Source organism: Streptomyces glaucosporus (genome assembly GCF_039533345.1).
Classification (GTDB): Bacteria; Actinomycetota; Actinomycetes; order Streptomycetales; family Streptomycetaceae; genus Streptomyces; species Streptomyces glaucosporus.
Genome location: NZ_BAAATJ010000002.1, coordinates 346,212 through 369,083, shown reverse-complemented (window position 1 = coordinate 369,083; position 22,872 = coordinate 346,212). Strand labels below are relative to the sequence as shown.

The 22,872-nt window shown below is 73.0% G+C and carries 20 protein-coding genes; 16 read left to right on the top strand and 4 right to left on the bottom strand.

The window, feature by feature from the left end; translation table 11 throughout:
- Nucleotides 1–90 precede the first annotated feature (90 nt).
- From ABD358_RS03845 to ABD358_RS03830, 4 genes are all read left to right on the top strand, one after another.
- Nucleotides 91–2,304, top strand: a complete 2,214-nt coding sequence (locus ABD358_RS03845) for an RNA degradosome polyphosphate kinase (protein ID WP_344629367.1) — start codon at nt 91–93, stop codon at nt 2,302–2,304.
- The gene (locus ABD358_RS03840) at nt 2,288–3,442 is read left to right on the top strand and encodes a CHAD domain-containing protein (protein WP_425576234.1); all 1,155 of its coding nucleotides are present in this window, start codon (nt 2,288–2,290) and stop codon (nt 3,440–3,442) included. Before ABD358_RS03845 ends, ABD358_RS03840 begins: the two co-directional genes overlap by 17 nt.
- The gene (locus ABD358_RS03835) at nt 3,442–3,864 is read left to right on the top strand and encodes an NUDIX hydrolase (protein ID WP_344629366.1); all 423 of its coding nucleotides are present in this window, start codon (nt 3,442–3,444) and stop codon (nt 3,862–3,864) included. The genes ABD358_RS03840 and ABD358_RS03835 overlap by 1 nt, the downstream gene beginning before the upstream one ends.
- Nucleotides 3,865–4,041: 177 nt before the next feature.
- Nucleotides 4,042–4,464, top strand: a complete 423-nt coding sequence (locus ABD358_RS03830; RefSeq protein WP_344629365.1) for an Hsp20/alpha crystallin family protein — start codon at nt 4,042–4,044, stop codon at nt 4,462–4,464.
- A gap of 24 nt (nt 4,465–4,488) precedes the next feature.
- Here the strand turns inward: ABD358_RS03830 and ABD358_RS03825 are convergent, their stop codons facing one another.
- Complete coding sequence (locus ABD358_RS03825; RefSeq protein WP_344629364.1) at nt 4,489–5,307, bottom strand: class I SAM-dependent methyltransferase; 819 nt, start codon at nt 5,305–5,307, stop codon at nt 4,489–4,491.
- A 254-nt stretch (nt 5,308–5,561) separates the two neighbouring features.
- Between ABD358_RS03825 and mshA the strand changes: the two genes are divergently transcribed.
- Complete coding sequence (gene mshA / locus ABD358_RS03820) at nt 5,562–6,887, top strand: D-inositol-3-phosphate glycosyltransferase (protein WP_344629363.1); 1,326 nt, start codon at nt 5,562–5,564, stop codon at nt 6,885–6,887.
- Nucleotides 6,880–7,449: a type III secretion system chaperone family protein gene (locus ABD358_RS03815; protein ID WP_344629453.1), complete on the top strand. Its 570-nt coding sequence runs from the start codon at nt 6,880–6,882 to the stop codon at nt 7,447–7,449. The genes mshA and ABD358_RS03815 overlap by 8 nt, the downstream gene beginning before the upstream one ends.
- 66 nt (nt 7,450–7,515) lie before the next feature.
- Here the strand turns inward: ABD358_RS03815 and ABD358_RS03810 are convergent, their stop codons facing one another.
- Nucleotides 7,516–8,880: an MDR family MFS transporter gene (locus tag ABD358_RS03810; protein WP_425576233.1), complete on the bottom strand. Its 1,365-nt coding sequence runs from the start codon at nt 8,878–8,880 to the stop codon at nt 7,516–7,518.
- Nucleotides 8,881–9,153: 273 nt separating this feature from the next.
- Here ABD358_RS03810 and ABD358_RS03805 point away from each other — a divergent pair, with 273 nt between their 5' ends.
- Together ABD358_RS03805 and ABD358_RS03800 are read left to right on the top strand one after the other, a co-directional pair.
- Nucleotides 9,154–9,912: a phosphoglyceromutase gene (locus ABD358_RS03805; protein WP_344629362.1), complete on the top strand. Its 759-nt coding sequence runs from the start codon at nt 9,154–9,156 to the stop codon at nt 9,910–9,912.
- Nucleotides 9,913–11,358: 1,446 nt separating this feature from the next.
- Nucleotides 11,359–12,603: an extracellular solute-binding protein gene (locus tag ABD358_RS03800; protein WP_344629361.1), complete on the top strand. Its 1,245-nt coding sequence runs from the start codon at nt 11,359–11,361 to the stop codon at nt 12,601–12,603.
- Between the two features lie 378 nt (nt 12,604–12,981).
- Here the strand turns inward: ABD358_RS03800 and phoU are convergent, their stop codons facing one another.
- On the bottom strand, nt 12,982–13,683 hold the full coding sequence (gene phoU, locus ABD358_RS03795) for a phosphate signaling complex protein PhoU (protein ID WP_344629360.1): 702 nt from the start codon (nt 13,681–13,683) through the stop codon (nt 12,982–12,984).
- A 240-nt stretch (nt 13,684–13,923) separates the two neighbouring features.
- On the opposite strand from phoU, the gene ABD358_RS03790 reads away from it, so the two are divergent.
- Together ABD358_RS03790 and phoP are read left to right on the top strand one after the other, a co-directional pair.
- Nucleotides 13,924–15,372: a sensor histidine kinase gene (locus ABD358_RS03790; protein ID WP_344629359.1), complete on the top strand. Its 1,449-nt coding sequence runs from the start codon at nt 13,924–13,926 to the stop codon at nt 15,370–15,372.
- A 5-nt stretch (nt 15,373–15,377) separates the two neighbouring features.
- Nucleotides 15,378–16,049 carry a two-component system response regulator PhoP gene (phoP, locus tag ABD358_RS03785; RefSeq protein ID WP_486388647.1) on the top strand — a complete coding sequence of 224 codons (672 nt, stop codon included), beginning with the start codon at nt 15,378–15,380 and terminating at the stop codon, nt 16,047–16,049.
- Nucleotides 16,050–16,222: 173 nt separating this feature from the next.
- Here the strand turns inward: phoP and ABD358_RS03780 are convergent, their stop codons facing one another.
- On the bottom strand, nt 16,223–16,888 hold the full coding sequence (locus ABD358_RS03780) for a DUF461 domain-containing protein (RefSeq protein ID WP_344629357.1): 666 nt from the start codon (nt 16,886–16,888) through the stop codon (nt 16,223–16,225).
- A 611-nt stretch (nt 16,889–17,499) separates the two neighbouring features.
- Between ABD358_RS03780 and ABD358_RS03775 the strand changes: the two genes are divergently transcribed.
- The 6 genes from ABD358_RS03775 to rlmB all read left to right on the top strand — a co-directional run bounded on the left by ABD358_RS03775 (nt 17,500) and on the right by rlmB (nt 22,825).
- Nucleotides 17,500–17,982, top strand: coding sequence for a CarD family transcriptional regulator (locus ABD358_RS03775; protein ID WP_031508181.1), 483 nt, complete (start codon nt 17,500–17,502; stop codon nt 17,980–17,982).
- A 540-nt stretch (nt 17,983–18,522) separates the two neighbouring features.
- On the top strand, nt 18,523–19,305 hold the full coding sequence (gene ispD / locus ABD358_RS03770) for a 2-C-methyl-D-erythritol 4-phosphate cytidylyltransferase (protein WP_344629356.1): 783 nt from the start codon (nt 18,523–18,525) through the stop codon (nt 19,303–19,305).
- Nucleotides 19,295–19,795 (top strand): 2-C-methyl-D-erythritol 2,4-cyclodiphosphate synthase, encoded by a 501-nt coding sequence (gene ispF / locus ABD358_RS03765; RefSeq protein WP_344629355.1) that lies wholly within the window; start codon nt 19,295–19,297, stop codon nt 19,793–19,795. The genes ispD and ispF overlap by 11 nt, the downstream gene beginning before the upstream one ends.
- A gap of 116 nt (nt 19,796–19,911) precedes the next feature.
- Nucleotides 19,912–20,322 (top strand): PPOX class F420-dependent oxidoreductase, encoded by a 411-nt coding sequence (locus ABD358_RS03760; protein ID WP_344629354.1) that lies wholly within the window; start codon nt 19,912–19,914, stop codon nt 20,320–20,322.
- Nucleotides 20,323–20,399: 77 nt separating this feature from the next.
- A complete protein-coding gene (gene cysS / locus ABD358_RS03755) occupies nt 20,400–21,809 on the top strand; it encodes a cysteine--tRNA ligase (RefSeq protein ID WP_344629353.1) in 1,410 nt (469 codons plus the stop codon).
- A gap of 62 nt (nt 21,810–21,871) precedes the next feature.
- The gene (rlmB, locus tag ABD358_RS03750) at nt 21,872–22,825 is read left to right on the top strand and encodes a 23S rRNA (guanosine(2251)-2'-O)-methyltransferase RlmB (RefSeq protein WP_344629451.1); all 954 of its coding nucleotides are present in this window, start codon (nt 21,872–21,874) and stop codon (nt 22,823–22,825) included.
- The last annotated feature ends 47 nt before the right edge of the window (nt 22,826–22,872 follow it).

Sequence of the window (22,872 nt, the reverse complement as noted above, 5' to 3'; positions counted from 1 at the left end):
CCGAACGCGCAGAACGCGCCGGACCGCAGGTCACGACCGGCGACGTTTCCCGACGCGCCGGTGATCCTCGCGGCGCGGAACAATGGAGGAATGAGCCAGCCCGCCCAGCCTTCCGTCGGTTCCATCGCCGCTTCGCGCCCGAGCGTGGCGGCCCCGCCCGAGTCCGCCCCGGAGCCGGGCATCGACCTCGACGTGGACGCCTACCCGGAGGGGGAGGGTCCCGGGGAGCGGGACGAGGAGCTCCCGCAGGGACGTTTCCTCGACCGCGAGCGGAGCTGGCTGGCCTTCAACGAGCGGGTGCTGGAACTGGCCGAGGACCCGAGCACACCGCTGCTGGAGCGCGCCAACTTCCTGGCGATCTTCGCCAACAACCTCGACGAGTTCTTCATGGTGCGCGTCGCCGGCCTCAAGCGGCGCATCGCCACCGGCGTGGCCACCCGGTCCGCCTCCGGGCTCCAGCCGCGCGAGGTGCTGGACCTGATCTGGACGCGCTCCCGGGAGCTCATGGCCCGGCACGCCGCCTGCTTCCAGCAGGACGTCGCCCCGGCGCTCGCCGAGGAGGGCATCCACCTCATCCGCTGGCCGGAGCTGACCGAGGAGGAGCAGGCCCGCCTGTTCACCCTCTTCCGGCAGAAGATCTACCCGGTGCTGACCCCCCTGGCGGTCGACCCGGCGCACCCCTTCCCCTACATCTCCGGGCTGTCGCTGAACCTCGCGGTGGTCGTGCGCAACCCGGTCAGCGGGCACAACCACTTCGCGCGGGTGAAGGTGCCGCCGCTGCTCTCGCGGTTCCTGGAGGCCTCCCCGCAGCGGTACGTGCCCATCGAGGACGTGATCGCCGCCCACCTGGAGGAGCTGTTCCCCGGGATGGAGGTCCTCGCCCACCACATGTTCCGGGTCACCCGCAACGAGGACCTGGAGGTCGAGGAGGACGACGCGGAGAACCTCCTCCAGGCGCTGGAGAAGGAGCTGATGCGGCGCCGCTTCGGGCCGCCGGTGCGCCTGGAGGTCGAGGAGAGCATCGACCCGTACGTGCTGGACCTGCTGATCAGGGAGCTGAAGGTCACCGCGGCCGAGGTCTACCCGCTGCCCGGCCCGCTGGACCTCACCGGCCTGTTCGCCATCGCCGGGCTGGACCGGCCCGAGCTGAAGTACCCCAAGTTCGTCGCCGGGACCCACCGCGACCTCGCCGAGGTCGAGTCGGCCTCCCCGCCCGACATCTTCGAGGCGCTGCGCCGGCGGGACGTGCTGCTCCACCACCCCTACGACTCCTTCTCCACCTCCGTCCAGGCGTTCCTGGAGCAGGCCGCCGCCGACCCGGACGTCCTGGCGATCAAGCAGACGCTCTACCGGACCTCCGGCGACTCCCCGATCGTGGACGCGCTCATAGACGCGGCCGAGTCCGGCAAGCAGGTGCTGGTGCTGGTCGAGATCAAGGCGCGCTTCGACGAGCAGGCCAACATCAAGTGGGCGCGGAAGCTGGAGGAGGCCGGCTGCCACGTCGTCTACGGGCTGGTGGGGCTGAAGACCCACTGCAAGCTGTCGCTGGTGGTGCGGCAGGAGGGCGACACCCTGCGGCGGTACAGCCACGTCGGGACCGGCAACTACCACCCCAAGACCGCCCGCCTCTACGAGGACCTGGGCCTGCTCACCGCCGACCCGCAGGTCGGCGCGGACCTGTCGGACCTGTTCAACCGCCTGTCGGGCTACTCGCGGCGCACCACCTACCGCCGGCTGCTGGTCGCGCCCAGCTCGCTGCGCACGGGGCTGATACAGCGGATCAACCGGGAGATAGCCCACCACCGGGCCGGACAGCCCGCGTGCGTCCGCATCAAGGTCAACTCGATCGTCGACGAGGCGATCGTCGACGCCCTCTACCGCGCCTCCCGCGCCGGCGTCCCGGTCGACCTGTGGGTGCGCGGCATCTGCGCGCTGCGGCCGGGAGTGCCGGGGCTGTCGGAGAACATCCGGGTGCGCAGCGTGCTCGGGCGCTTCCTGGAGCACTCGCGGGTCTTCGTCTTCGGCAACGGAGGCGACCCGGAGGTGTGGATCGGCAGCGCCGACATGATGCACCGCAACCTCGACCGGCGGATCGAGGCGCTGGTGCGCGTCACCGACCCCGGCCACCGTGCCGCCCTCGACCAGCTGCTGGAGACGGGAACCTCGGACACCACCGCCTCCTGGCACCTGGGACCGGACGGCGAATGGACGCGGCACGCCACCGACGCCGAGGGGCGGCCCCTGCAGCACATCCAGGAAATGCTCATCGACGCCCGGAGGCGCCGACGTGGTCCATCGACATGACCTGTCCGTCGGGACGACCGGTGGGGGAGGGGACTCCGGGAACGGGCCGGAGCCGTGCCCGGCGTTCCGCCCCGAACTGCGGAACGCCACGGCGGGCGAGGTGCTGGCGGAGTACCTCCACCGGCAGGCGACGGAGTTCCTGCGCAGTCTGCGCCTGCACGACGAGAGCGCGGGCAGCGCGGAGTCGGCGGCCGTCGCGGCCGAGGCCGTACGGCTGATGCGCCGCTCCGCCCGCCGGATCAGCGCCGTCCTCCAGGTCTACCGGCCGCTGACCGACGGCGCCTGGGCCGATCAGCTCTCCGGCGAGCTGGTGTGGCTCTCGGGGGTGCTGGGCCGGGAGCGCGCCTACGAGACGAGGCTGCACCGGCTGCTGGCCGCGCTGCACCGGCTGTCCTCCGTGCCAGCCGATCCCGTCCCCTCCGCGGAGCCGCCCCTCGCTTCCGCCGGGCCGCCGGGCCGGCGCGGCCCGTCGTCCGCCGGGGGCGGTCTGGGCGCGGGCGCCGCCCGTGCCGGGGCGCTGCTGGAACGGCAGCTGACGCTCGCCCGGACCCGTGCCCACTCCGCCGCGCTCCAGGCGCTCGGCTCCTCCCGCTTCCACGCCGTCGCCGACGCGGTGGCCGTCCTGGCCTCCGAGGCGCCGCCGGCCGCCGAGACCGCCTCCCGCCCCGCCGCCGGGGTCCTGCTGCCGCTGGCCGAACTGGCCCACCGGCGTGCGGCGGAGGCGGTGGACGCGCTGCCCCTGACCCGGGCGCGCCAGTCGTACAACGGCGAGGCGCTGGCCCACACCCTCGCCGCCGGCGGGGAGCACGACGCGGCCTGGAACCAGGTGCGGCTGCTGGTGCGGCTGCGCCGGTACGCCCACGAGGTGGTCGGGCACGACGATCCCGCGCTGGCGGCTGCCGGCCGGGCGCTGGACCGGCACCGGGACGCGTCCGAGGCGGCGTCCGCGGCGGCGGCGGCCGCCCGCACTCCCCGTATCGCGCCCGCCACCGCCTACGCGCTGGGGGTGCTCCACGCGGACCAGCGGCATGAGGTGGAGGCCGCGCGGTTCAGCTTCGGGCGGCTGTGGCGTCCGGCGGTGGTGCCGCCGCAGGACGCGGTGGCGGCGGTGCCGTCCGGGGCCGAGGGGGGCCGCTGATGGCGGGACCCCGCGTGATCCGTGCGGCGGGTTGTGTGCTGTGGCGCCGTTCGGGTTCGGGCGCGGGAGTCGAGATCGCCGTCGTCCACCGTCCCAGGTGGGACGACTGGTCCCATCCGAAGGGGAAGTGCAGGAAGGGCGAGGGGGCCCTGGTCGCGGCGGTGCGGGAGGTGCGCGAGGAGACCGGCATGGACTGCCGGCCGGGCGCGATGCTGTCCACCGTCCGGTACGCGGTCAAAGGCGTGCCCAAGGAGGTCCACTACTGGGAGGCCGAGGCGACCGGCGGGGCGTTCGAGCCCGGCGACGAGGTCGACCGGCTGCTGTGGCTGCCCCCGGGGGAGGCCAGGGAGCGGCTCACCCGGGAGCAGGACCGGGAACTGGTCGACGCCCTGCTGACGGTGCTCCCCCCGGAACTGGTCTGACGACTCCCGCCCGGACTTTCCCGTCCCTGCCCGACCCCTGAGAACCACCCCCGACCTGCCGATTCGACCAACCGTCGCAACTAAGTTGAGCTAACATTTGTCAACTTTCCTCCGCGGAGTTATATAGGAATCAGAGGACATCACGGGATGGCGACTCAAGGAGGGAGATGGTCCGTGATGCTGATGCGCACCGACCCGTTCCGTGAGCTCGACCGCCTCACCGAGCAGCTCTTCGGCACCGTCGCCCGCCCCGTCGGGATGCCGATGGACGCCTACCGCACCGACGACCAGGTCGTGGTCCACTTCGACCTGCCGGGCATCGACCCGGAGACCGTCGACCTCGACATCGAGCGGAACGTCCTGACCGTCAGCGCCGAGCGGACCTGGCCGGGTCCGGAGGAGGCCGAGCGGCTCGCCGCCGAGCGGCCGACCGGGCGGTTCAGCCGCCAGCTCTTCCTCGGCGACACCCTGGACACCGAGCGGATCGAGGCCTCCTACGACGCGGGTGTCCTGACGCTGCGCATCCCGGTGGCCGAGCAGGCCAAGCCGCGCAAGATCCAGATTACCGGCGGCTCGGGCCGGAAGGAGCTGACGAACTGACGCCGAGGGCCCGCGTCCTCGCGGTCACTTCCCCCTCCCGCGCGGCGCCAGGGCGTCCCACCGGACGGTGACCTCGCCCTGGCGCCAGCGCCGCGGTCCGTCCACGACCGGCCAGCCGCCGCGGACCTCCTGCACGGTCCGCATCCACCGCTGCCGGGCCCCCAGCGCGGCGTACGGGGCGGCCGCCGCCCAGGCCCGGTCCATGTCGCGGAGGAAGGCGTGCACCGGCTCGCCCGGGACGTTGCGGTGGATGAGCGCCTTCGGCAGCCGTTCGGCCAGGTCGGACGGGGTGCCCAGGGAGCCGAGCCGGGTCGCGAAGGTCACCGTCCGGGGCCCCTCCGGGCCGATCGCCACCCACACGTGGCGCCGCCCCACCTCGTCGCAGGTCCCCTCGACCAGCAGCCCGCCGGGCGCCAGGCGCGTGCGCAGCCGGTCCCAGACGGGCGCCACCTCGTCCTCGTCGTACTGCCGCAGGACGTTCGCCGCCCGGATCAGCATGGGCCGCCGCCCGCCGGGCAGCGGCACCTCGAAGCCGCCGTGCGCGAAGGTCAGCCCCTCGCGCTCGTACGGCAGCGCGGCCTCGACGCGTGCCGGATCGATCTCGATCCCGACGACCTGTACGTCCGGGCAGACCGTCCGCAGCCGCCCCAGCAGTTCGACGGCGGTCCAGGGCGCGGCGCCGTAGCCGAGGTCCACGGCGACCGGGCCGGCCGGATCGGCGGTGCGGCGCAGCGCGGCGCCGTGCGCGGCGGCGATCCAGCGGTCCATCCGCCGCAGCCGGTTCGGATTCGTCGTTCCCCGCGTGACGGCCCCCACGGGCCGCTCCACCGCACGCCTGCCCATGGCGGCAACCCTACGCGCGCCCCACACCGGGACCGGACGCGACCAGGTGTGACCGGAGGCGACCGCGTCCATGCCGTGCCGGCGCCATGCCGGTGCCATATCGATGCCGTGTCGACGCTGTGTCGATGCCGTGTCGCGTCAAGATTCGGTAAAGCATGGTGTGGAACGGAAATGGGACCGGGCCTACCGGTGGTTGTAGGCGGTCAAGGAGCGGACCGTCGCTCGGCCACCCACTCCGGAGGAGGCATCCGCAGGTGAGCCCGTACTCCACCAGGCTCGGTCGGCGGCGGCACCGCTTCACGCGACGGCCGCGGCGCGTTGCCATGCTCAGCGTCCACACCTCCCCGCTGCACCAGCCGGGCACCGGCGACGCCGGCGGGATGAACGTCTACATCGTCGAGCTGGCCAAGCAGCTCGCCGCCATCGGCATCGAGGTCGAGGTGTTCACCCGGGCGACCGCCGCCATGCTCCCGCCCACCGTCGAACTCGCCCCCGGTGTGCTGGTGCGGCACGTGGACGCCGGCCCCTACGAGGGGCTGGCCAAGGAGGACCTGCCCGCGCAGCTCTGCGCCTTCACCCACGGCGTGATGCAGGCCTGGGCCGGCCACCGGCCCGGCCACTACGACCTGGTCCACTCCCACTACTGGCTCTCCGGGCACGTCGGCTGGCTCGCCGCCGAACGCTGGGGCGTCCCCCTGGTCCACGCCATGCACACCATGGCCAAGGTCAAGAACGCCGCGCTCGCCGAGGGCGACACCCCCGAACCCGCCGCCCGCGTGATCGGCGAGACGCAGGTCGTACGCGCCGCCGACCGGCTCATCGCCAACACCGCCGAGGAGGCGGGCCAGCTCGTCCACCACTACGACGCCGACCCCGCCCGCACGGCCGTCGTCCACCCCGGCGTCAACCTCGAACGCTTCCGCCCCGCCGACGGCCGTGCCGCCGCACGGGCCCGGCTCGGGCTGCCCGCGGACGCCTTCATCCCCCTGTTCGCCGGGCGGATACAGCCCCTGAAGGCCCCCGACGTCCTGCTGCACGCCGTGCGGCTGCTCCTCGACGCCGACCCCTCCCTGCGCGAACGCATCGTGGTGCCCGTCGTCGGCGGACCCAGCGGCAGCGGCCTGGCCAAGCCCGAGCGGCTCCAGAAGCTCGCGGCCTGCCTGGGCATAGCCGACGTCGTCCGCTTCCGCCCGCCGGTCGGGCAGGACCTCCTCGCCGACTGGTACCGCGCGGCGAGCGTGCTGGTGATGCCGTCCCACAGCGAGTCCTTCGGGCTGGTGGCCATCGAGGCCCAGGCGTGCGGCACCCCGGTCGTCGCGGCGTCCGTCGGCGGACTGCCGGTGGCCGTGCGGGACGGCGTCAGCGGCTTCCTGGTGGACGGGCACGACCCGGCCGACTACGCGCGGGCCCTGCGCCGCCTGATCGACGACAAGGAACTGTCCGCCCGGATGGGCGAGGCCGCGGCCCGGCACGCCGGCGGATTCGGCTGGGACACGGCCGCCGCCGCCACGGCCGAGGTGTACGCCGAGGCGACGGCCGAGCACCGCCGCCATCTACGATCGGCCCATGCCCATGGATGACACCCCTCCGTCCGCGGACCCTTCCGCCGGACGGCCCGCCGACCCGTCCGCCGACCCGTCCTCCAAGGCCAGGGCCGCGATCGAACAGGCGCTCAAGGACGCCGAGCTGACCTGGGAGAACCCCTCCGAGGGCAACTACGTCGTCACCCTCCCGGGCACCCGCAAGCTCTCCACGACCTGCTCGCTGATCGTCGGCAGGCACTCCCTGTCCGTCAACGCCTTCGTCGTCCGCCGCCCCGACGAGAACCACGCCGAGGTCCACCGCTGGCTGCTGGAGCGCAACACCCGGCTGTACGGGGTGGCCTACGCCGTCGACCGGCTCGGCGACGTCTACCTGGTGGGGAGGCTCCCGCTGGCCGCCGTCACCCCCGAGGAGGTGGACCGGCTGCTCGGGGTGGTCCTGGAGAACGCCGACGGGGCGTTCAACACGCTGCTGGAGAAGGGCTTCGCCTCGTCGATCCGCAAGGAGTACGCCTGGCGGACCTCCCGCGGCGAGTCCACCCGCAACCTGGATGCCTTCGCGCACCTGCTGCGCGACGAGCGCGACGAGCGCGGCGAGTGAACCGGTGAGCTGACGAGCCGGCGCGCGCTTCCGGCCGCCGGCGCGCACCGGCGGCCGGAAGCGCGCTCAGCCCTCCGCCCGCGCGGCGGGCTCCGACTTCTCCGGGGCCGCCGCCGTACCGGACCGGCCGTCCCCGGCCCCGCCGCCCGCGCCGTCCCCGGCCGTGTCGCCCGCGCCCTCGCCGTCCCCGCGCGCCGAGACCCGCAGCAGCACCAGATAGCCCACCGCCGCCACCGCGCCGACCACCGCGCTGAGCCCCCACAGCGTTTCCGGACCCCCGTGGTCGAGCACCACGCCGCCCACCAGCGGCGCCACCAGCGCCGCCACCGACCAGGACAGCGTGTACATCCCCTGGTACCGGCCCCGCCCGTGGGCCGGGGCCAGCCGCGTCACCAGGCCCGTCTGGGTGGGGGCGTTGACCATCTCGCCCAGCGTCCAGACGCAGATGGTCAGCGCGTACGCCCCCACCGACCCGGCGAAGGCCGTCAGCCCGAACCCGCCTCCCGTCAGCAGCGAGGAGACCACCAGCAGCCGGGCCGGGTCCCGGTGCTCGATGAAACGGGTGACGGGGATCTGGAGGGCGACGATCAGCACGCCGTTCGCCGCGATGGCCAGCCCGTAGTCGGAACTGCTCAGCCCCTTGGCGGCCATGTCCACCGGCAGGGCGACGTACGCCTGCATGAACAGGGTGGCGACCAGGAAGCTCAGGCCGACCACGGCCATGAAGGGGCCGTCCCGCAGCACCGTCGCCATTGACACCCGCTCCCCGTCGTCCTCCGTCCCCGGGCTCTGCGGCCGCTCGGGCCGCGACTCCGGCAGCCGGACGAAGACCAGCACCGCGCACACCAGCGTCATCGTCGCCTCGCCGAGGAAGAGGAGCAGGTAGCCGTGTTCGGCGATGAGGCCGGCCGCGGACGCCGAGACCGCGAAACCCAGGTTGATGGCCCAGTAGTTGAGCGAGTAGGCCCGCACGCGGTCCTCGGGCGGCACGATGTCCGCGATCATCGCCTGCACCGCCGGGCGGGAGCCGTTGCTGGCCATGCCGACGGCGAAGGCGACCGCCGCGATGGCCACCGGATGCTCCACGAAGCCCAGCAGCGCGACGGAGGCCGCGGTGCCCACCTGCGCCACCAGCAGCGTGGGACGGCGGCCCAGCCGGTCGGTCAGCACCCCCGCGCCGATGGAGGACACCACTCCGCCGAGCCCGTGGAGCGCGGCGACGAGGCCGGCGTACGTCGCCGAGTAGCCGCGCTCCACCGTCAGGTACATCGCCAGGAAGGTGGCGACGAAGGAGCCGAGCCGGTTGACGAGGGTGCTCGTCCACAGCCACCAGAACGTCCGGGGCAGCCCCGAGACGGTCTCGACCGCCGCCCGCCCCAGTCCCCTGGCGGATCTGGCGGCGGACCCCTTGACGGATCCGGTTTCGGACACGGCGCGCCTCCCGGCGGTGAGTGACTGAGGTGTGGTTCTGCGGAGCGCGACGCACCCCCTTGTGTAAGGGGTACGTCCGGATACCACACGTTACGCAGCGCTCCTCCGGCCTCGCCACCGGATTGACGCCCGCCGTCAATCGTCCCCGTCCTCCGGTGCGGACGGCCCTCCCGCACCGCGCCCCGCACCGTCCCGGCCGGTCAACACCCCGGCACGTCTCGCCAGTCGGCCGTGCCGCGCCCGGCGTCCCCGTGGTCGATTAGGCTCGGGCCCATGGCCGACGCACCGTACAAGCTGATCCTCCTCCGCCACGGCGAGAGCGAGTGGAACGCGAAGAACCTGTTCACCGGCTGGGTGGACGTCAACCTGACCGAGAAGGGCGAGAAGGAAGCGGCCCGCGGCGGTGAGCTGCTGAAGGACGCCGGCCTGCTCCCCGACGTCGTCCACACCTCCGTCCAGAAGCGCGCCATCCGCACCGCGCAGATCGCGCTGGAGGCCGCCGACCGCATCTGGATCCCCGTCCGCCGCTCCTGGCGCCTCAACGAGCGCCACTACGGCGCGCTCCAGGGCAAGAACAAGGCGCAGATCCGCGAGGAGTTCGGCGAGGAGCAGTTCATGCAGTGGCGCCGCTCCTACGACGTCCCGCCGCCGGAGCTGGAGGACGGCGCCGAGTGGTCGCAGAGCGACGACCCGCGCTACGCGATGATCCCCAGCGAGCTGCGCCCGCGCACCGAGTGCCTCAAGGACGTGGTCGCCCGCATGCTGCCGTACTGGTACGACGGCATCGTCCCGGACCTGCTGACCGGCCGCACGGTCCTGGTCGCCGCGCACGGCAACAGCCTCCGCGCGCTGGTCAAGCACCTGGACAAGATCTCCGACGAGGAGATCTCGGGCCTCAACATCCCCACCGGCATCCCGCTCGCCTACGACCTGGACGCCGACTTCCACCCGGTCAACCCGGGCGGCACCTACCTCGACCCGGAGGCCGCCAAGGCCGCCATCGAGGCCGTGAAGAACCAGGGCAAGAAGTAGCCGTACGGCACGGACGGGCCCTCCGCCGGCGGTTTTCCCGCCGGCGGAGGGCCCGTTGCACGTTGCCCGCCGTGCGCGGCCGTCCGTGTACGGCGTCGATGTGCGGCCGGTGTCGTCCCGTCCGTTCCCGCTTTCCGTCCGGGCCCGGGGGGTAGGGGCGTGGGCGCCGAGCGGCCGTCCGGTCCGGCGAAGGGGGCACTGGCAGGCTCCGCGGCGGATCAGGGGGCACGACACGCCCCACGGACCGTTTCCGGCTGCGAGCAGGGGCGGTGGGTGCGGGATTCGCTGCCCTCGGCACCGGCCGTGAGAGGGCGGGCCGGTGCGGCGACGCCGGGCCCTTGCGGGCGCGTCATGCAGATGACCTACGAGACGGGCTCCCTGCGCCGGCATTGTCCGGATCAGGTGATGGGGGTCGCCTTCCGGTCTTCCGACCTTCAAGCCTCTCAGCCCGACCGTCGACGTCGGCCCCAGCGGAGACCACAGCCTTCCGCCGAAGTCGGCTACTCCGGTCGAACTCCCTCGCTCGTCCCGTAGGCCCAATTCCATATTAACGCCCTGGAGCCTGGATGGAAGACCTTAAAAGGGAAATCTGCTGGTAATGCCGGACAGGGTCTCCTGTTGGCCGGCGGGCGGGCCGTACGCCGTCGGCGCCGGACGAGCGGACCGGACGAGGGCACGGGCCGCGTCGGGATCCCCTTCTCCCGCGAAGAACTCCTCGGCGTCCATGCCGTGCATCCGGACCGGGACGCCCCGGGGCCACGCGTCGCCGAACCCGGAGACGGGGAGGCAGGCGTGGAACAGCAGCGCGCCCCTCCCCCGGGACGTGTCCGGGCCAGTGCCTGCGCCGGCAGGACGCCGAGCGGGAAACCGGCGAGGACGAGTCCGCCGGGCAGCCCGTCGGCGGCTGCCCGGCCGCGCTCGACGAGCGTGCCGAAGCCGACCTCCCGGGCGTGGGCGGCGCCCTCCCCGAGGGACTCGAAGACCCGCTCCTCGTACAGGTCGGGGGGCGTGGACGGTGTGGCCGGCCCGCCGGAGGACCTCGGCGAACCGGCGGACGCCGGACGTCGGTCCGTGCCCAGGGCGGAACAGCAGCACCTCGGCCATACGGCCCCCTGTGCGTTTCGGCCGGGCGGGACGGTCCTGCCGCGGGACGAATGTCGCGCGGGGCACCGACACCCCTTCACCGCTTCCTGTGCCGCCCTCAGATCCGCCCGCTATCCGGACATCGGACTCGGTTATGTATCGGTCCGTCCCCGGAAGGCTGCGGAGTGTCGGCGGAACGTTACGTTTCAGCCACCTGTGGTGGCTTCCCGCGGGAACGTCCCGCTCTGGTTTCCGGTCCGGTCCCGGTGCGGCGTTCCGTGAACGCCGACGCAGGAGCAGTACCGGTTCAGTGATAGGGGTGGCGCGATGCGGCGAAGACGGTTCCTCGGTCTGGCTTCTGGGGTGGCCGGTTCTCTCGCTTGGACGGCGACGGGGTGCGGCGGGAGCGGGACGGCCAAGACCGGGAACGGCACCCTGACGGTGATCGCCACCGACTACGGCGACCGCGGGGAGATGGGCCTCACACAGAGGTACTGGGACGAGATGGCCGCCGGCTTCGAGGGGAAGAACCCGGGCGTCAGGGTGAAGGTCTCCCTCCACGCCCCGGGGAAGGCAGAGGAGAAGGCGGCGGACCTGGCGGCCAAGGGCACGCCCCCCGACCTCGCACAGCTCCCCGAACGCGCCGACCACACGCCCGACCTGCTCTACCGGGCCGACGAGCTGCTCTCCATCCGGGTGCAGGCCGACTTCGTCCCCGCGCTCGCCTCACTCGGCGAGATACGGCACGTGCAGTACGCGCTGCCGTTCGCCGCCGACCTCCAGCTCCTCTACTACAACCGCGCGCTCTTCACCGCCGCCGGCCTGGACCCGGACGATCCGCCGCGGACCTGGCAGGAGCTGAAGCTGGCCGCGACCGCCCTCAAGGGCGCCGGCGTCGGCGTTCCCTACGGGCTGCCGCTCGGTCCCGAGGAGGCCCACACCGAGGCCATGACGTGGATGGTCGCCAACGGCGGCGGCCTCACCGGGGACGAGGGCCTCTACGCCATCGACTCGCCGAAGAACGTCCAGGCCATGAAGTGGCTCCGGAGGGAGCTCGTCGGGAGCGGCCTCACCACGGCCGATCCGTCCGCCACCGGACGGCGGGAGATCTTCGAGCGGTTCACACAGGGGCAGGTCGGCATGCTCAACGGCGACCTGTCGCTGATGCGGCAGGCCGAGGAGAGGAAGGTCGACTACGGGATGGTGCCCCTGCCCGGCAACGGCAGGCGCGCCGAGACCACCACGGGGACCGCCCACTGGATGGTGGCGTTCCGCAAGGAGGGCAACCAGGAGGTGGTCAGGGCGTTCCTCGACCACGTCTACACGGAGGAGAACCACTACGCGTTCGCCAACCGCCACCACATGCTGCCCGTGACGGTCTCCGCCACCGACCGGATGCGCGACGACGAGCGGCACAAGCGGATGCGCCCCTTCCTGGAGCAGTTGGGGGCCGCGGTGTTCCACCCGGCGAGCAAGGGCTCCTGGGCGAGGGTCCGCGAGGAGATCGGGAAGGGCGTCGGGCAGGCGGTACTGGCCGGCAGCGATCCGGCGGACGTGCTCGGCGCGCTCCAGCGCACGGCGGCGCGGGAGGAAGCCGCGCAGGGGTGACGCCGCGCACCCGGCGGGACCCGGCCGACGGTATCGGCCGGGCTCCGCCGGACGTCTCGCCCGGTCCGCGTCCGCGGCTCAGCCGCAGCAGCCGCCGCACTGGCAGCTGCCGCCGGACTGGCATCCGCACGAGCACCCTGACCCGCAGCCGCAGGCTCCCAGCACGGGGAGCGAGGGCCGTTCGTCCGCCCGCTCGGCCGTCGTGGACGGGGTCGGGAAGTCCGCCATGAGTACCTCCTCAGCCGGTTCTCACCGGTTGTCGCCGGTGCTCCTCCGCCCCCCATTGACGTCCTCCCCGGCCGGGCGCGTCAACGGCGCGCGGAGGCACGCCCGCGCCCCCCGGGCAGGCCGGGGGGCGCGCGGACGGAGCCGGGGGCGTCAGGCGTTCCCGTCCTGCGTGCCCTCGGTGGCGGTCACACCGGTGGCCGGGTCGACCTCGTCCGCGTAGTCGCCGGTGACGAGGTAGACGACGCGGCGGGCGACCGAGACGGCGTGGTCGGCGAAGCGCTCGTAGTAGCGGCCCAGCAGGGTGACGTCCACGGCCGTCTCGATGCCGTGCTTCCAGCGGTCGTCCATCAGGTGCTGGAAGAGGGTGCGGTGGAGGAGGTCCATCGCGTCGTCGTCCTGCTCGAGCTGGAGTGCCAGGTCGACGTCCTTGGTGATGATGACCTCGCGCGCCTTGGCCATCAGACGCTGCGCGAGCTGGCCCATCTCCAGGATGGTCGCCTGGAGGTCCCGCGGCACCGCGGACTCGGGGTAGCGCAGCCGGGCCACCTTGGCGACGTGCTGCGCCAGGTCGCCGGAGCGCTCGAGGTCGGCGCTCATCCGCAGGGAGGTGACGACGATCCGCAGGTCGGTGGCGACCGGCTGCTGGCGGGCGAGCAGCGTTATGGCCTTGGTCTCCAGTTCCCGGTGGAGGTTGTCCACCTTCTCGTCCGCGGCGATCACGCTCTCGGCGAGATTGAGGTCCGCGTCCAGCATCGCCGTCGTGGCGCGGCCGATCGCGGAGCCGACGAGCCGGGCCATCTCGACGAGGCCGTCGCCGATCGAGTCCAGCTCCTCGTGGTACGCGTCCCGCATGACTGTCCTTCCCCTCGCATGACGTGATCGTCGGGGCCCGGCCCCATGGGGGTCCGGGGACCGGTGGGAGCACCGGGCCCCGTCCTTCCCCCTACGCTCCCACGTTCTGTCCGAAACACGTCCGGCTCCGCCCGCCCAAGTGAACCGGTGCCGACACCGACGTGAACTCTCGGAGACGAGTGTTCGAGTAGCCCCCCGAACAGCTACGGCCGTCTTCCGGTGCCTGCTTAACCTGGACACATGGACGTGAACGCGGCAGTCGCCGCAGTGGCTGCGATCGCCGGGGTGTGCACCGGGGTGGTCGCGATGCTCGCGTTCCGCTGGAGCGAGCGCGAGCAGGCCCGTCCCACGCGCAGCTCCTTCCCCACCGAGGCCGTGCTGCCCCCCGGTGTGGACACCGTGCTGTCCGTGCTCCGTTCGTCCGCCGTGGTGCTGGACGAGTCCGACGCCGTGGTCAAGGCCAGCTCGGCCGCGTACGCCCTCGGGCTGGTGCGGGGCGGGAAGCTCGCCGTGGAGCCGATGCTCCAGATGGCCCGCGACACCCGCCGCGACGGCGAGATCCGCCAGGCCGACCTGGAACTGCCGCGGCGCGGCACCGGCCGGGGGGAGGCGCTGGCGGTCTCCGCGCGGGTGGCGCCCCTGGGCTCCCGGCTCGTCCTGCTGCTGGTGGAGGACATGACCGAGGCCCGGCGCATCGAGGCGGTGCGCCGCGACTTCGTGGCGAACGTCAGCCACGAGCTGAAGACCCCGGTGGGGGCGCTCTCGCTGCTGTCGGAGGCGGTGATGGACGCCGCCGACGACCCGGAGGCGGTGCAGCGTTTCGCCGGCCGCATGCAGAACGAGGCGACGCGGCTGACCAATCTCGTCCAGGAGCTGATCGACCTCTCGCGGGTGCAGAACGACAACCCGCTGGAGGACTCCGAGCCCGTCCGGGTGGACGAGCTGGTGGCCGAGGCCATCGACCGCTGCCGCCAGCAGGCGGGCGCCAAGCAGATCACCATCGCCACGGGCGGCACCGCCGGCCTGCACGTGTGGGGGAACCGCGGCCAGCTCGCAGCGGCGCTCGGCAACCTCGTCGAGAACGCGGTGAACTACTCCCCGTCCCGCACCCGGGTGGGCATCTCCGGGCGGAGGGTCGCGGCCCCGGGCGGGGACATGATCGAGATCGCGGTGACCGACCAGGGCATCGGCATCTCCGACAAGGACAAGGACCGGATCTTCGAGCGCTTCTACCGCGTCGACCCGGCCCGCTCCCGGGCCACCGGAGGCACCGGCCTGGGCCTGGCCATCGTCAAGCACGTGGCGGCCTCGCACGGCGGGGAGGTCACCGTGTGGAGCGCGGAGGGACAGGGCTCCACCTTCACCCTGCGCCTGCCGGAGGCCGGCAGCGCGCGGGAGCGCGAGGAGGCCCGGCGGCGCGAGCGGCAGCGGACGGCCGGCGCGCTGCGCGACCCGGCGGACTTCGGCGACACTGACGACGACACCGACGATCCCCACGCCTCCGACGACCGCCACGACACCGACGGTTTCCACGCCCCCGACGCCTCCCGTGCCACCGGCGGCGGGGACCGTGCGGACGGCACGGACCGCGGCGCCGGACACCCGTACGGCGCCGCCCCCCGAACCCCCACATCCCCCCACGACTCCTACGATCACCATTCCGCTCCAGCCCCGGAGGTCCTCCCGTGACCCGAGTGCTCGTCGTCGAGGACGAGGAATCGTTCAGCGACGCACTGTCGTACATGCTGCGCAAGGAAGGCTTCGAGGTGGCCGTCGCCTCCACGGGCCCGGACGGCCTGGAGGAGTTCGAGCGCAACGGCGCCGATCTGGTGCTGCTCGACCTGATGCTGCCCGGGCTGCCCGGCACGGAGGTGTGCCGGCAGCTCCGCGGCAGGTCCAACGTCCCGGTCATCATGGTGACGGCGAAGGACAGCGAGATCGACAAGGTCGTCGGCCTGGAGATAGGGGCCGACGACTACGTGACCAAGCCCTTCTCCTCCCGCGAGCTGGTCGCCCGCATCCGGGCCGTGCTGCGGCGGCGCGGCGAGCCTGAGGAGACCGCCCCGGCGGCGCTGGAGGCCGGGCCGGTGCGGATGGACGTGGACCGGCACGTGGTGACGGTCGGGGGCACCAAGGTCGACCTGCCGCTGAAGGAGTTCGACCTGCTGGAGATGCTGCTGCGCAACGCCGGCCGGGTGCTGACCCGGATGCAGCTGATAGACCGGGTCTGGGGCGCGGACTACGTCGGCGACACCAAGACGCTGGACGTGCACGTCAAGAGACTGCGCGCCAAGATCGAGCCGGACCCGAGCGCGCCGCGCTACCTGGTGACGGTGCGGGGGCTGGGCTACAAGTTCGAGCCGTGACGGCCATGGTCGTCAGGACCGCCGGGACGGCCGTGACCGTCGGGACGGCGGCCGGGACGGCCGTGGGCCGAGGGCCGCGGCACGGCGCGTCCGGCGCGGAGTGACACGAGTGGGGGCCGCCCCGTCGGGGCGGCCCCCACTCGTCGTGTGCCGGGCTGCCGGCCGGGGCGGGATCAGGGCTGGTGGGTCTCCTCGTTGCCGATCTCGCCCTGGGTGTCGTCGTCCCCGGTGTCGTTCGAGGCCTCGGACTCCTCGGCCTCGATCTCGGGGGAGTCCTCGGACGTCCCCGGCGAGGTCTCCGGGCCGGGCTCCGTGGCCTCGGCGGTGGGCTGGGGGGCGCCGCTGGGGCCGAACTCCGCCCAGGCGTCGGTCGCCGGGACGACGGTCGCGCGCAGTTCCACCTTGCCGGTCGAGCTGAGCTCGAAGACGATCTCCTGCGCCTCGCCGTTGTGGATGTCCGCCGCGGCGGGGTCGGGGATCAGAGCGGAGGCGTTGTTCTCGCCGCCGAGGATCAGCGAGCCGCCGGCCGGAACGGTGAGGTCGTCGCCCTCGGCCGGGCTGAGCTCCACCTCCCGGCCGGAGATCTTGATGGACTCCAGCCTTTCGTCCTCCGTGCCCTGGTTGAAGAGGCGGGCGCTCACGGAGGCGGGGCCGGACTCGTCCTCGGACGTGATGATGTTGACGTTCTGGACCTTGATGTCCTCGACGGTGACCGAGGCGTTGTCGGGCTGGATGTTCAGGCTCTGCGCGTTGGGCCCGGCGCCGCAGGCGGTCAGGGCTGCGATCGAGAGCGCAAGGGCGGAGGCGGCGAGGGCGCCGCGTCGAAGGCTGCTGCTCACGGCGGCGGCATCTCCTAGCGGGTGGGTGGTCTGTCGGCGAGGCTCAGCGTACCGACCCCCTTTACGGCATCCTCACCCGACCCGCCTCGAAGCGCTCCGGCGGTGTGGTCCGAACCGGTGTCCGGGCGCCCGCCGGGGGAGTGGAGCGCGGCCGGGGGTGCGGGGCGGGCCGCCGGGGGCGCCCGGCGGAATATCAACTGCACGTCCGTACGAGCGATTACGCGCATTCCGCGGAAGGGCGCGTGGAAGGCTTCGGGGAAGGGCCCGGGAAGGGTCTGGGAAGGGGCCGGGGGAAGGTTCACCGGAAATCGGTGGGAGGGGGGTTCGCCGGGTCGCGATCAATATCGGGCGGGGTCGTTCGCCCGGATCGGGGATTCCGGCAAAACGGACGTACGGGTGTTTCGGGTGCTCCCTTCGGGGGTGGTGGTGCATGCGAATCGCACCCCGCGCATAACCCCTCTCACCTGCGAATTCCCGCTCCAACAGGTCCCCCTCAGCACGATCCGGGCACTGTTGTCAAGCCCCGAGATATGCCCTGACCTGCGAAAACGCCATTCAGAAGAGGGCGTTCCCGTGTTACCCTGGATAGCCACGGAAGGGGTACCTGTCACATGACGTTCAAGGTTGGCGACACCGTGGTCTATCCCCATCACGGGGCCGCGCTGATCGAGGCCATCGAAACTCGCCAGATCAAAGGCGTGGACAAGACCTACTTGGTTCTGAAGGTCGCGCAGGGCGACCTGGAGGTGCGCGTACCGGCGGAAAACGCGGAGCTCGTCGGCGTGCGTGACGTGGTCGGCCAGGACGGTCTCGACCGGGTCTTCGAGGTGCTCCGCGCGCCCTACGCCGAGGAGCCGACCAACTGGTCCCGTCGGTACAAGGCGAACCTGGAGAAGCTCGCTTCCGGTGACGTGATCAAGGTGGCCGAGGTCGTGCGCGACCTGTGGCGCCGGGAGCGCGAGCGCGGACTCTCCGCGGGTGAGAAGCGGATGCTCGCCAAGGCCCGGCAGATCCTGGTGAGCGAGCTGGCTCTCGCGGAGAACACCAACGAGGACAAGGCGGAAGCGCTGCTCGACGAGGTGCTGGCGTCCTGACCCGGCGCGCGGGCCGCCGCACAGGCCCCGCGACGGTGGACGTCCGACACCTGTCGGCGGAACCGCCCTGTGAACACGACCGCTTCGGTGAACAGTCGGAACAGGACGTACGAACCAAGCCGGTGAGAACCGCACAGCCGGTGAGAACCGCACGGTGAGAGTGCCCCGCACCCCCCGCGCCGACGCAGGACGCGGCCGGTGGGCGTGGAGCGGACGTGAGCGGTGCCGCGGTGCCCGAGCGAGGACGTGAGTGCTTCGCCGGGCGCTGCGGTATGTCCGGGCCGGTACGTCCGTACGAGGACGCCTGTCACGGGGCGCTCCGGGTGGAAGCCGATCGCTCGCCGGGCCGTGGACCGCTCGCTGAGCCGCCGGCCGATGCCCCGGCGCCGCCTGCCGCCACTGCCGTACCGGGCCCGGGTGCTGTTCGACCGGCCGTCACGGAAGGGGTCGGTCGGTGCGCCGCGCCCGGCACGCTGTGTGCCATACCCACCCCCACCGAGGACACAAACCCTGAACGTGCAGCCAATGCCAGATGAATCGATGTCCGCCGAAGCCGCGGACGCGGTGCCCCCGCCCGTGCCGGGCGGCCGCACCGCCGTCGTCATCCCCGCCGCCGGCCGCGGCGTACGGCTCGGCCGCGGCGCCCCCAAGGCGCTGCGGCCCCTGGGGGGCGTCCCGATGCTCGTCCACGCCGTACGCGCGGTGGCCCGCGCCCGGACGGTCTCCCTCGTGGTCGTCGTGGCCCCGCCGGACGGCGCCGCGGCCGTCCGGACCGTCCTCGACGAGCACCCCCTGCCCGACTCCGCCGGCGCCACCGAGGTGGTCGTCGTCCCCGGCGGGGAGACCCGGCAGGAGTCGGTGGCCCGGGGCTTGGCCGCGCTGACCGGCGACGTCGACGTGGTCCTCGTCCACGACGCCGCCCGTCCGCTGGTCCCCGTGGAGACCGTGGAGGCGGTCGCCGCCGCCGTACGGGCGGGGGCCCCCGCCGTCGTCCCCGCGCTGCCCGTCGCCGACACGGTCAAGCGGATCGCCCCCGGCGTGCCCGCCGGGGAGCCGGAACCGGTGGTGGACACGCCCGAGCGGTCCCTGCTCCGTGCCGTGCAGACCCCCCAGGGCTTCGACCGGGCCACGCTCGTCAAGGCGCACGAGAGCGCGCCCCGTGAGGGCGAGGGCGCCACCGACGACGCCGGGCTGGCCGAGCGCATGGGCGTCCCCGTGGTGCTGGTGCCCGGCCACGAGGAGGCGTTCAAGGTCACCCGCCCGCTGGACCTCGTGCTCGCCGAGGCCGTGCTCGCCCGCAGGAGGGCCACCGATGGCTTCTGACTCCCCGCTGCCCGCCGTCCCCCTGGTCGGGATCGGCACGGACGTGCACGCCTTCGAGGAGGGGCGCGAGCTGTGGTGCGCCGGCCTCCTCTGGGAGGGCGAGACGCACGGCCTGGCCGGGCACTCCGACGGCGACGTCGCCGCGCACGCCGCCTGCGACGCCCTGTTCTCCGCGGCCGGCCTGGGCGACCTCGGCGCCCACTTCGGCACCGACCGCCCCGAGTGGGCCGGCGCCTCCGGCGTCACCCTGCTCGCCGAGGCGGCCCGGATCGTGCGGGCCGCGGGCTTCGGGATCGGCAACGTGGCGATCCAGGTCATCGGCGTACGGCCCAAGATCGGCAAGCGGCGCGAGGAGGCGCGGAAGGCGCTCTCGGAGGCGGTCGGCGCACCCGTGTCCGTCTCCGGCACCACCACCGACGGGCTGGGCCTGACCGGCCGGGGCGAGGGTCTGGCCGCTGTGGCGACGGCGCTGGTCGTCCACCGCCGCTGAGCGGTCGTTCCGGTGACCCGCCCGGCGCGCGTCGGGCACGGGCGGCGGTGGGTCGGCTACGGTGCGGAAGGCACCCGCGGGCAACCGCCGACCGCTTCCGGAGGAAGGAAGTCACCGTGGCAGCGTCCCTGCCGGACAAGCTCAGGCAACTCCTCGACCGTCCCGTCTTCGTCACCGTGGTCACCGTCCAGCCCGACGGCCGCCCGCAGGCCTCGCCGGTGTGGGTCAAGCGCGACGGCGACGACGTGCTGGTCTCCACCACCGTGGACCGGCGCAAGGCGAAGAACCTCGAACGCGACCCGCGCGTCTCGGTGGTCGTGGTCGACCCCGACGAGCCGTACACCTACGCGGAGATCCGCGGCACCGCCGCCATGACCACCGAGGGCGGGCGGGAACTGATCGACGAACTGTCGGTGAAGTACAGCGGCAGGACCTACGAGCAGTTCAACCCCGCCTCCGTGAACGACGCCCAGCGCGTCGTCGTCCGCATCACCCCCGAGAAGGTCGTCGGCACGCTCTCCTCCTGACCGCGGCCCTCCGCTCCCGCGCCCCGTGTCGCCCGATCGGCACGGGGCGCGCCGGGTTTCCGACTACCCTTGGGCCCGTGACTCTTCGCCTGTACGACACCAGCGCCCGGCAGATCCGTGACTTCACCCCGCTGACACCGGGCTGTGTCTCGATCTACCTGTGCGGTGCCACCGTGCAGGCTCCTCCCCACATCGGTCACATCCGGTCGGGACTGAACTTCGACATCATGCGCCGCTGGTTCGCCCACCGCGGCTACGAGGTGACGTTCGTCCGCAACGTCACGGACATCGACGACAAGATCATCGCCAAGTCCGCCGAGCAGGACCGCCCCTGGTGGGCGATCGGCTACGCCAACGAGCGCGCCTTCGACGACGCCTACACCGCGCTCGGCTGCCTGCCGCCCACCTACGAGCCGCGCGCCACCGGCCACGTCCCCGAGATGGTCGAGATGATGCGCGCGCTGATCGACGCCGGGCACGCCTACGCCGCCGACGGCAACGTCTACTTCGACGTGCGCTCCTTCTCCGGCTACCTCCAGCTCTCCAACCAGGACCTGGACGACCTGCGCCAGCCGTCCGGCGAGGGCGAGACCGGCAAGCGCGACCCCCGCGACTTCGCGATGTGGAAGGCCGCCAAGCCCGGCGAGCCGAGCTGGGAGACGCCGTGGGGACGCGGCCGCCCCGGCTGGCACCTGGAGTGCTCGGCGATGGCCCACAAGTACCTGGGCCGCTCCTTCGACATCCACGGCGGCGGCATCGACCTGGTCTTCCCGCACCACGAGAACGAGATCGCGCAGTCCAAGGCGTACGGCGACGAGTTCGCCCGCTACTGGGTGCACAACGCCTGGGTGACGATGAGCGGCGAGAAGATGTCCAAGTCGCTGGGCAACTCGGTGCTCGTCTCCGAGATGGTCAGGCATTGGCGGCCCATCGTGCTCCGCTACTACCTGGGCACCCCGCACTACCGGTCGATGATCGAGTACAGCGAGGAGGCCCTCCGCGAGGCCGAGGCCGCCTTCGGCCGGATCGAGGGCTTCGTCCAGCGCGCCGTGGAGCGGGCCGGGTCGGTGGAGCCGGCGGCCGAGGTGCCGGAGGACTTCGCCGCGGCGATGGACGACGATTTCGGCGTCCCGCAGGCGCTCGCCGTCGTCCACACCACCGTCCGGCAGGGCAACGCCGCCCTCGCCGAGGACGACAAGGACGCGGTGGCCACCGCGCTGGCCGACGTGCGCGCGATGCTGGGCGTGCTCGGCCTCGACCCCCTCGACCCGCACTGGGCGGGCGGCGGCGACGGGCGCGGCGAGGAACTGAGCGGAGCCGTGGACGCCCTGGTCGGCCTGGTGCTGGAGCAGCGCCAGGCGGCGCGGGCCCGCAAGGACTACGCCACCGCCGACGCCATCCGGGACCAGCTCCAGCAGGCCGGCCTGGTCATCGAGGACACCCCCTCAGGGCCCCGCTGGGAGCTGGGCCCGCGGGACGCCCGCTGAGCCCCGCCCGCACCCCCGACACGTCCAACCCACCGAGCAGCAAGAAGAGATGAGTGATCCCGATGGCCGGGAACAGCCAGCGCCGTAACCGCCGCACGTCCAACAAGAAGGGCGCGCAGGTCGGCAGTGGCGGCAAGCGGCGCCGCGGCCTGGAGGGCAAGGGCCCCACGCCGCCCGCCGAGATGCGCAAGGGCCATGTGAAGAACCGCCTGGCCAACGCCAAGTCCCGGCAGGCCGCCCGCCGCCCCGCCGCCCGGCGCGGCGCGGGGAAGGGCACGACGGAGCTGGTCGTCGGCCGCAACCCGGTGGTCGAGGCGCTGCGCGAGGGCGTCCCGGCGAACACCCTCTACGTGCAGCAGTTCATCGACAACGACGAGCGCGTCCGCGAGGCCCTCCAGCTCGCCGCCGACCGCGGCGGCATCCACCTGATGGAGGCCCCGCGCCCCGAGCTGGACCGGATGACCAACGGCCTCAACCACCAGGGCCTGGTCCTCCAGATCCCGCCGTACGAGTACGCACACCCCGAGGACCTGTCCGCGGCGGCCTACGACGAGGGCGAGGACCCGCTGATCGTCGCCCTCGACGGCGTCACCGACCCGCGCAACCTGGGCGCGGTGGTCCGTTCGGTCGCCGCCTTCGGCGGCCACGGCGTGGTCGTCCCCGAGCGGCGCGCGGCCGGCATGACCGCCGGCGCCTGGAAGACCTCCGCGGGCACCGCCGCCCGCACCCCCGTCGCGCGGGCGACGAACCTCACCCGCGCGCTGGAGGCGTACCAGAAGGAGGGGCTGTTCGTGATCGGCCTGGCGGCCGACGGCGAGGTCGAGATCCAGGACGTGGCGGCACTGGACGGTCCGCTGGTGATCGTGGTCGGCAGCGAGGGCAAGGGCCTGTCCCGCCTGGTCGGCGAGACCTGCGACCTGCGGGTGCGCATTCCGATGCCCGGCGGCGCGGAGTCCCTCAACGCGGGCGTCGCCGCGAGCGTGGCCCTCTACGAGGCCGCCCGCCGCCGTTCCTGACGCCCGGACTCCTCCCGTACCACGGGCGGCCCGCCGGAATCCTCCCG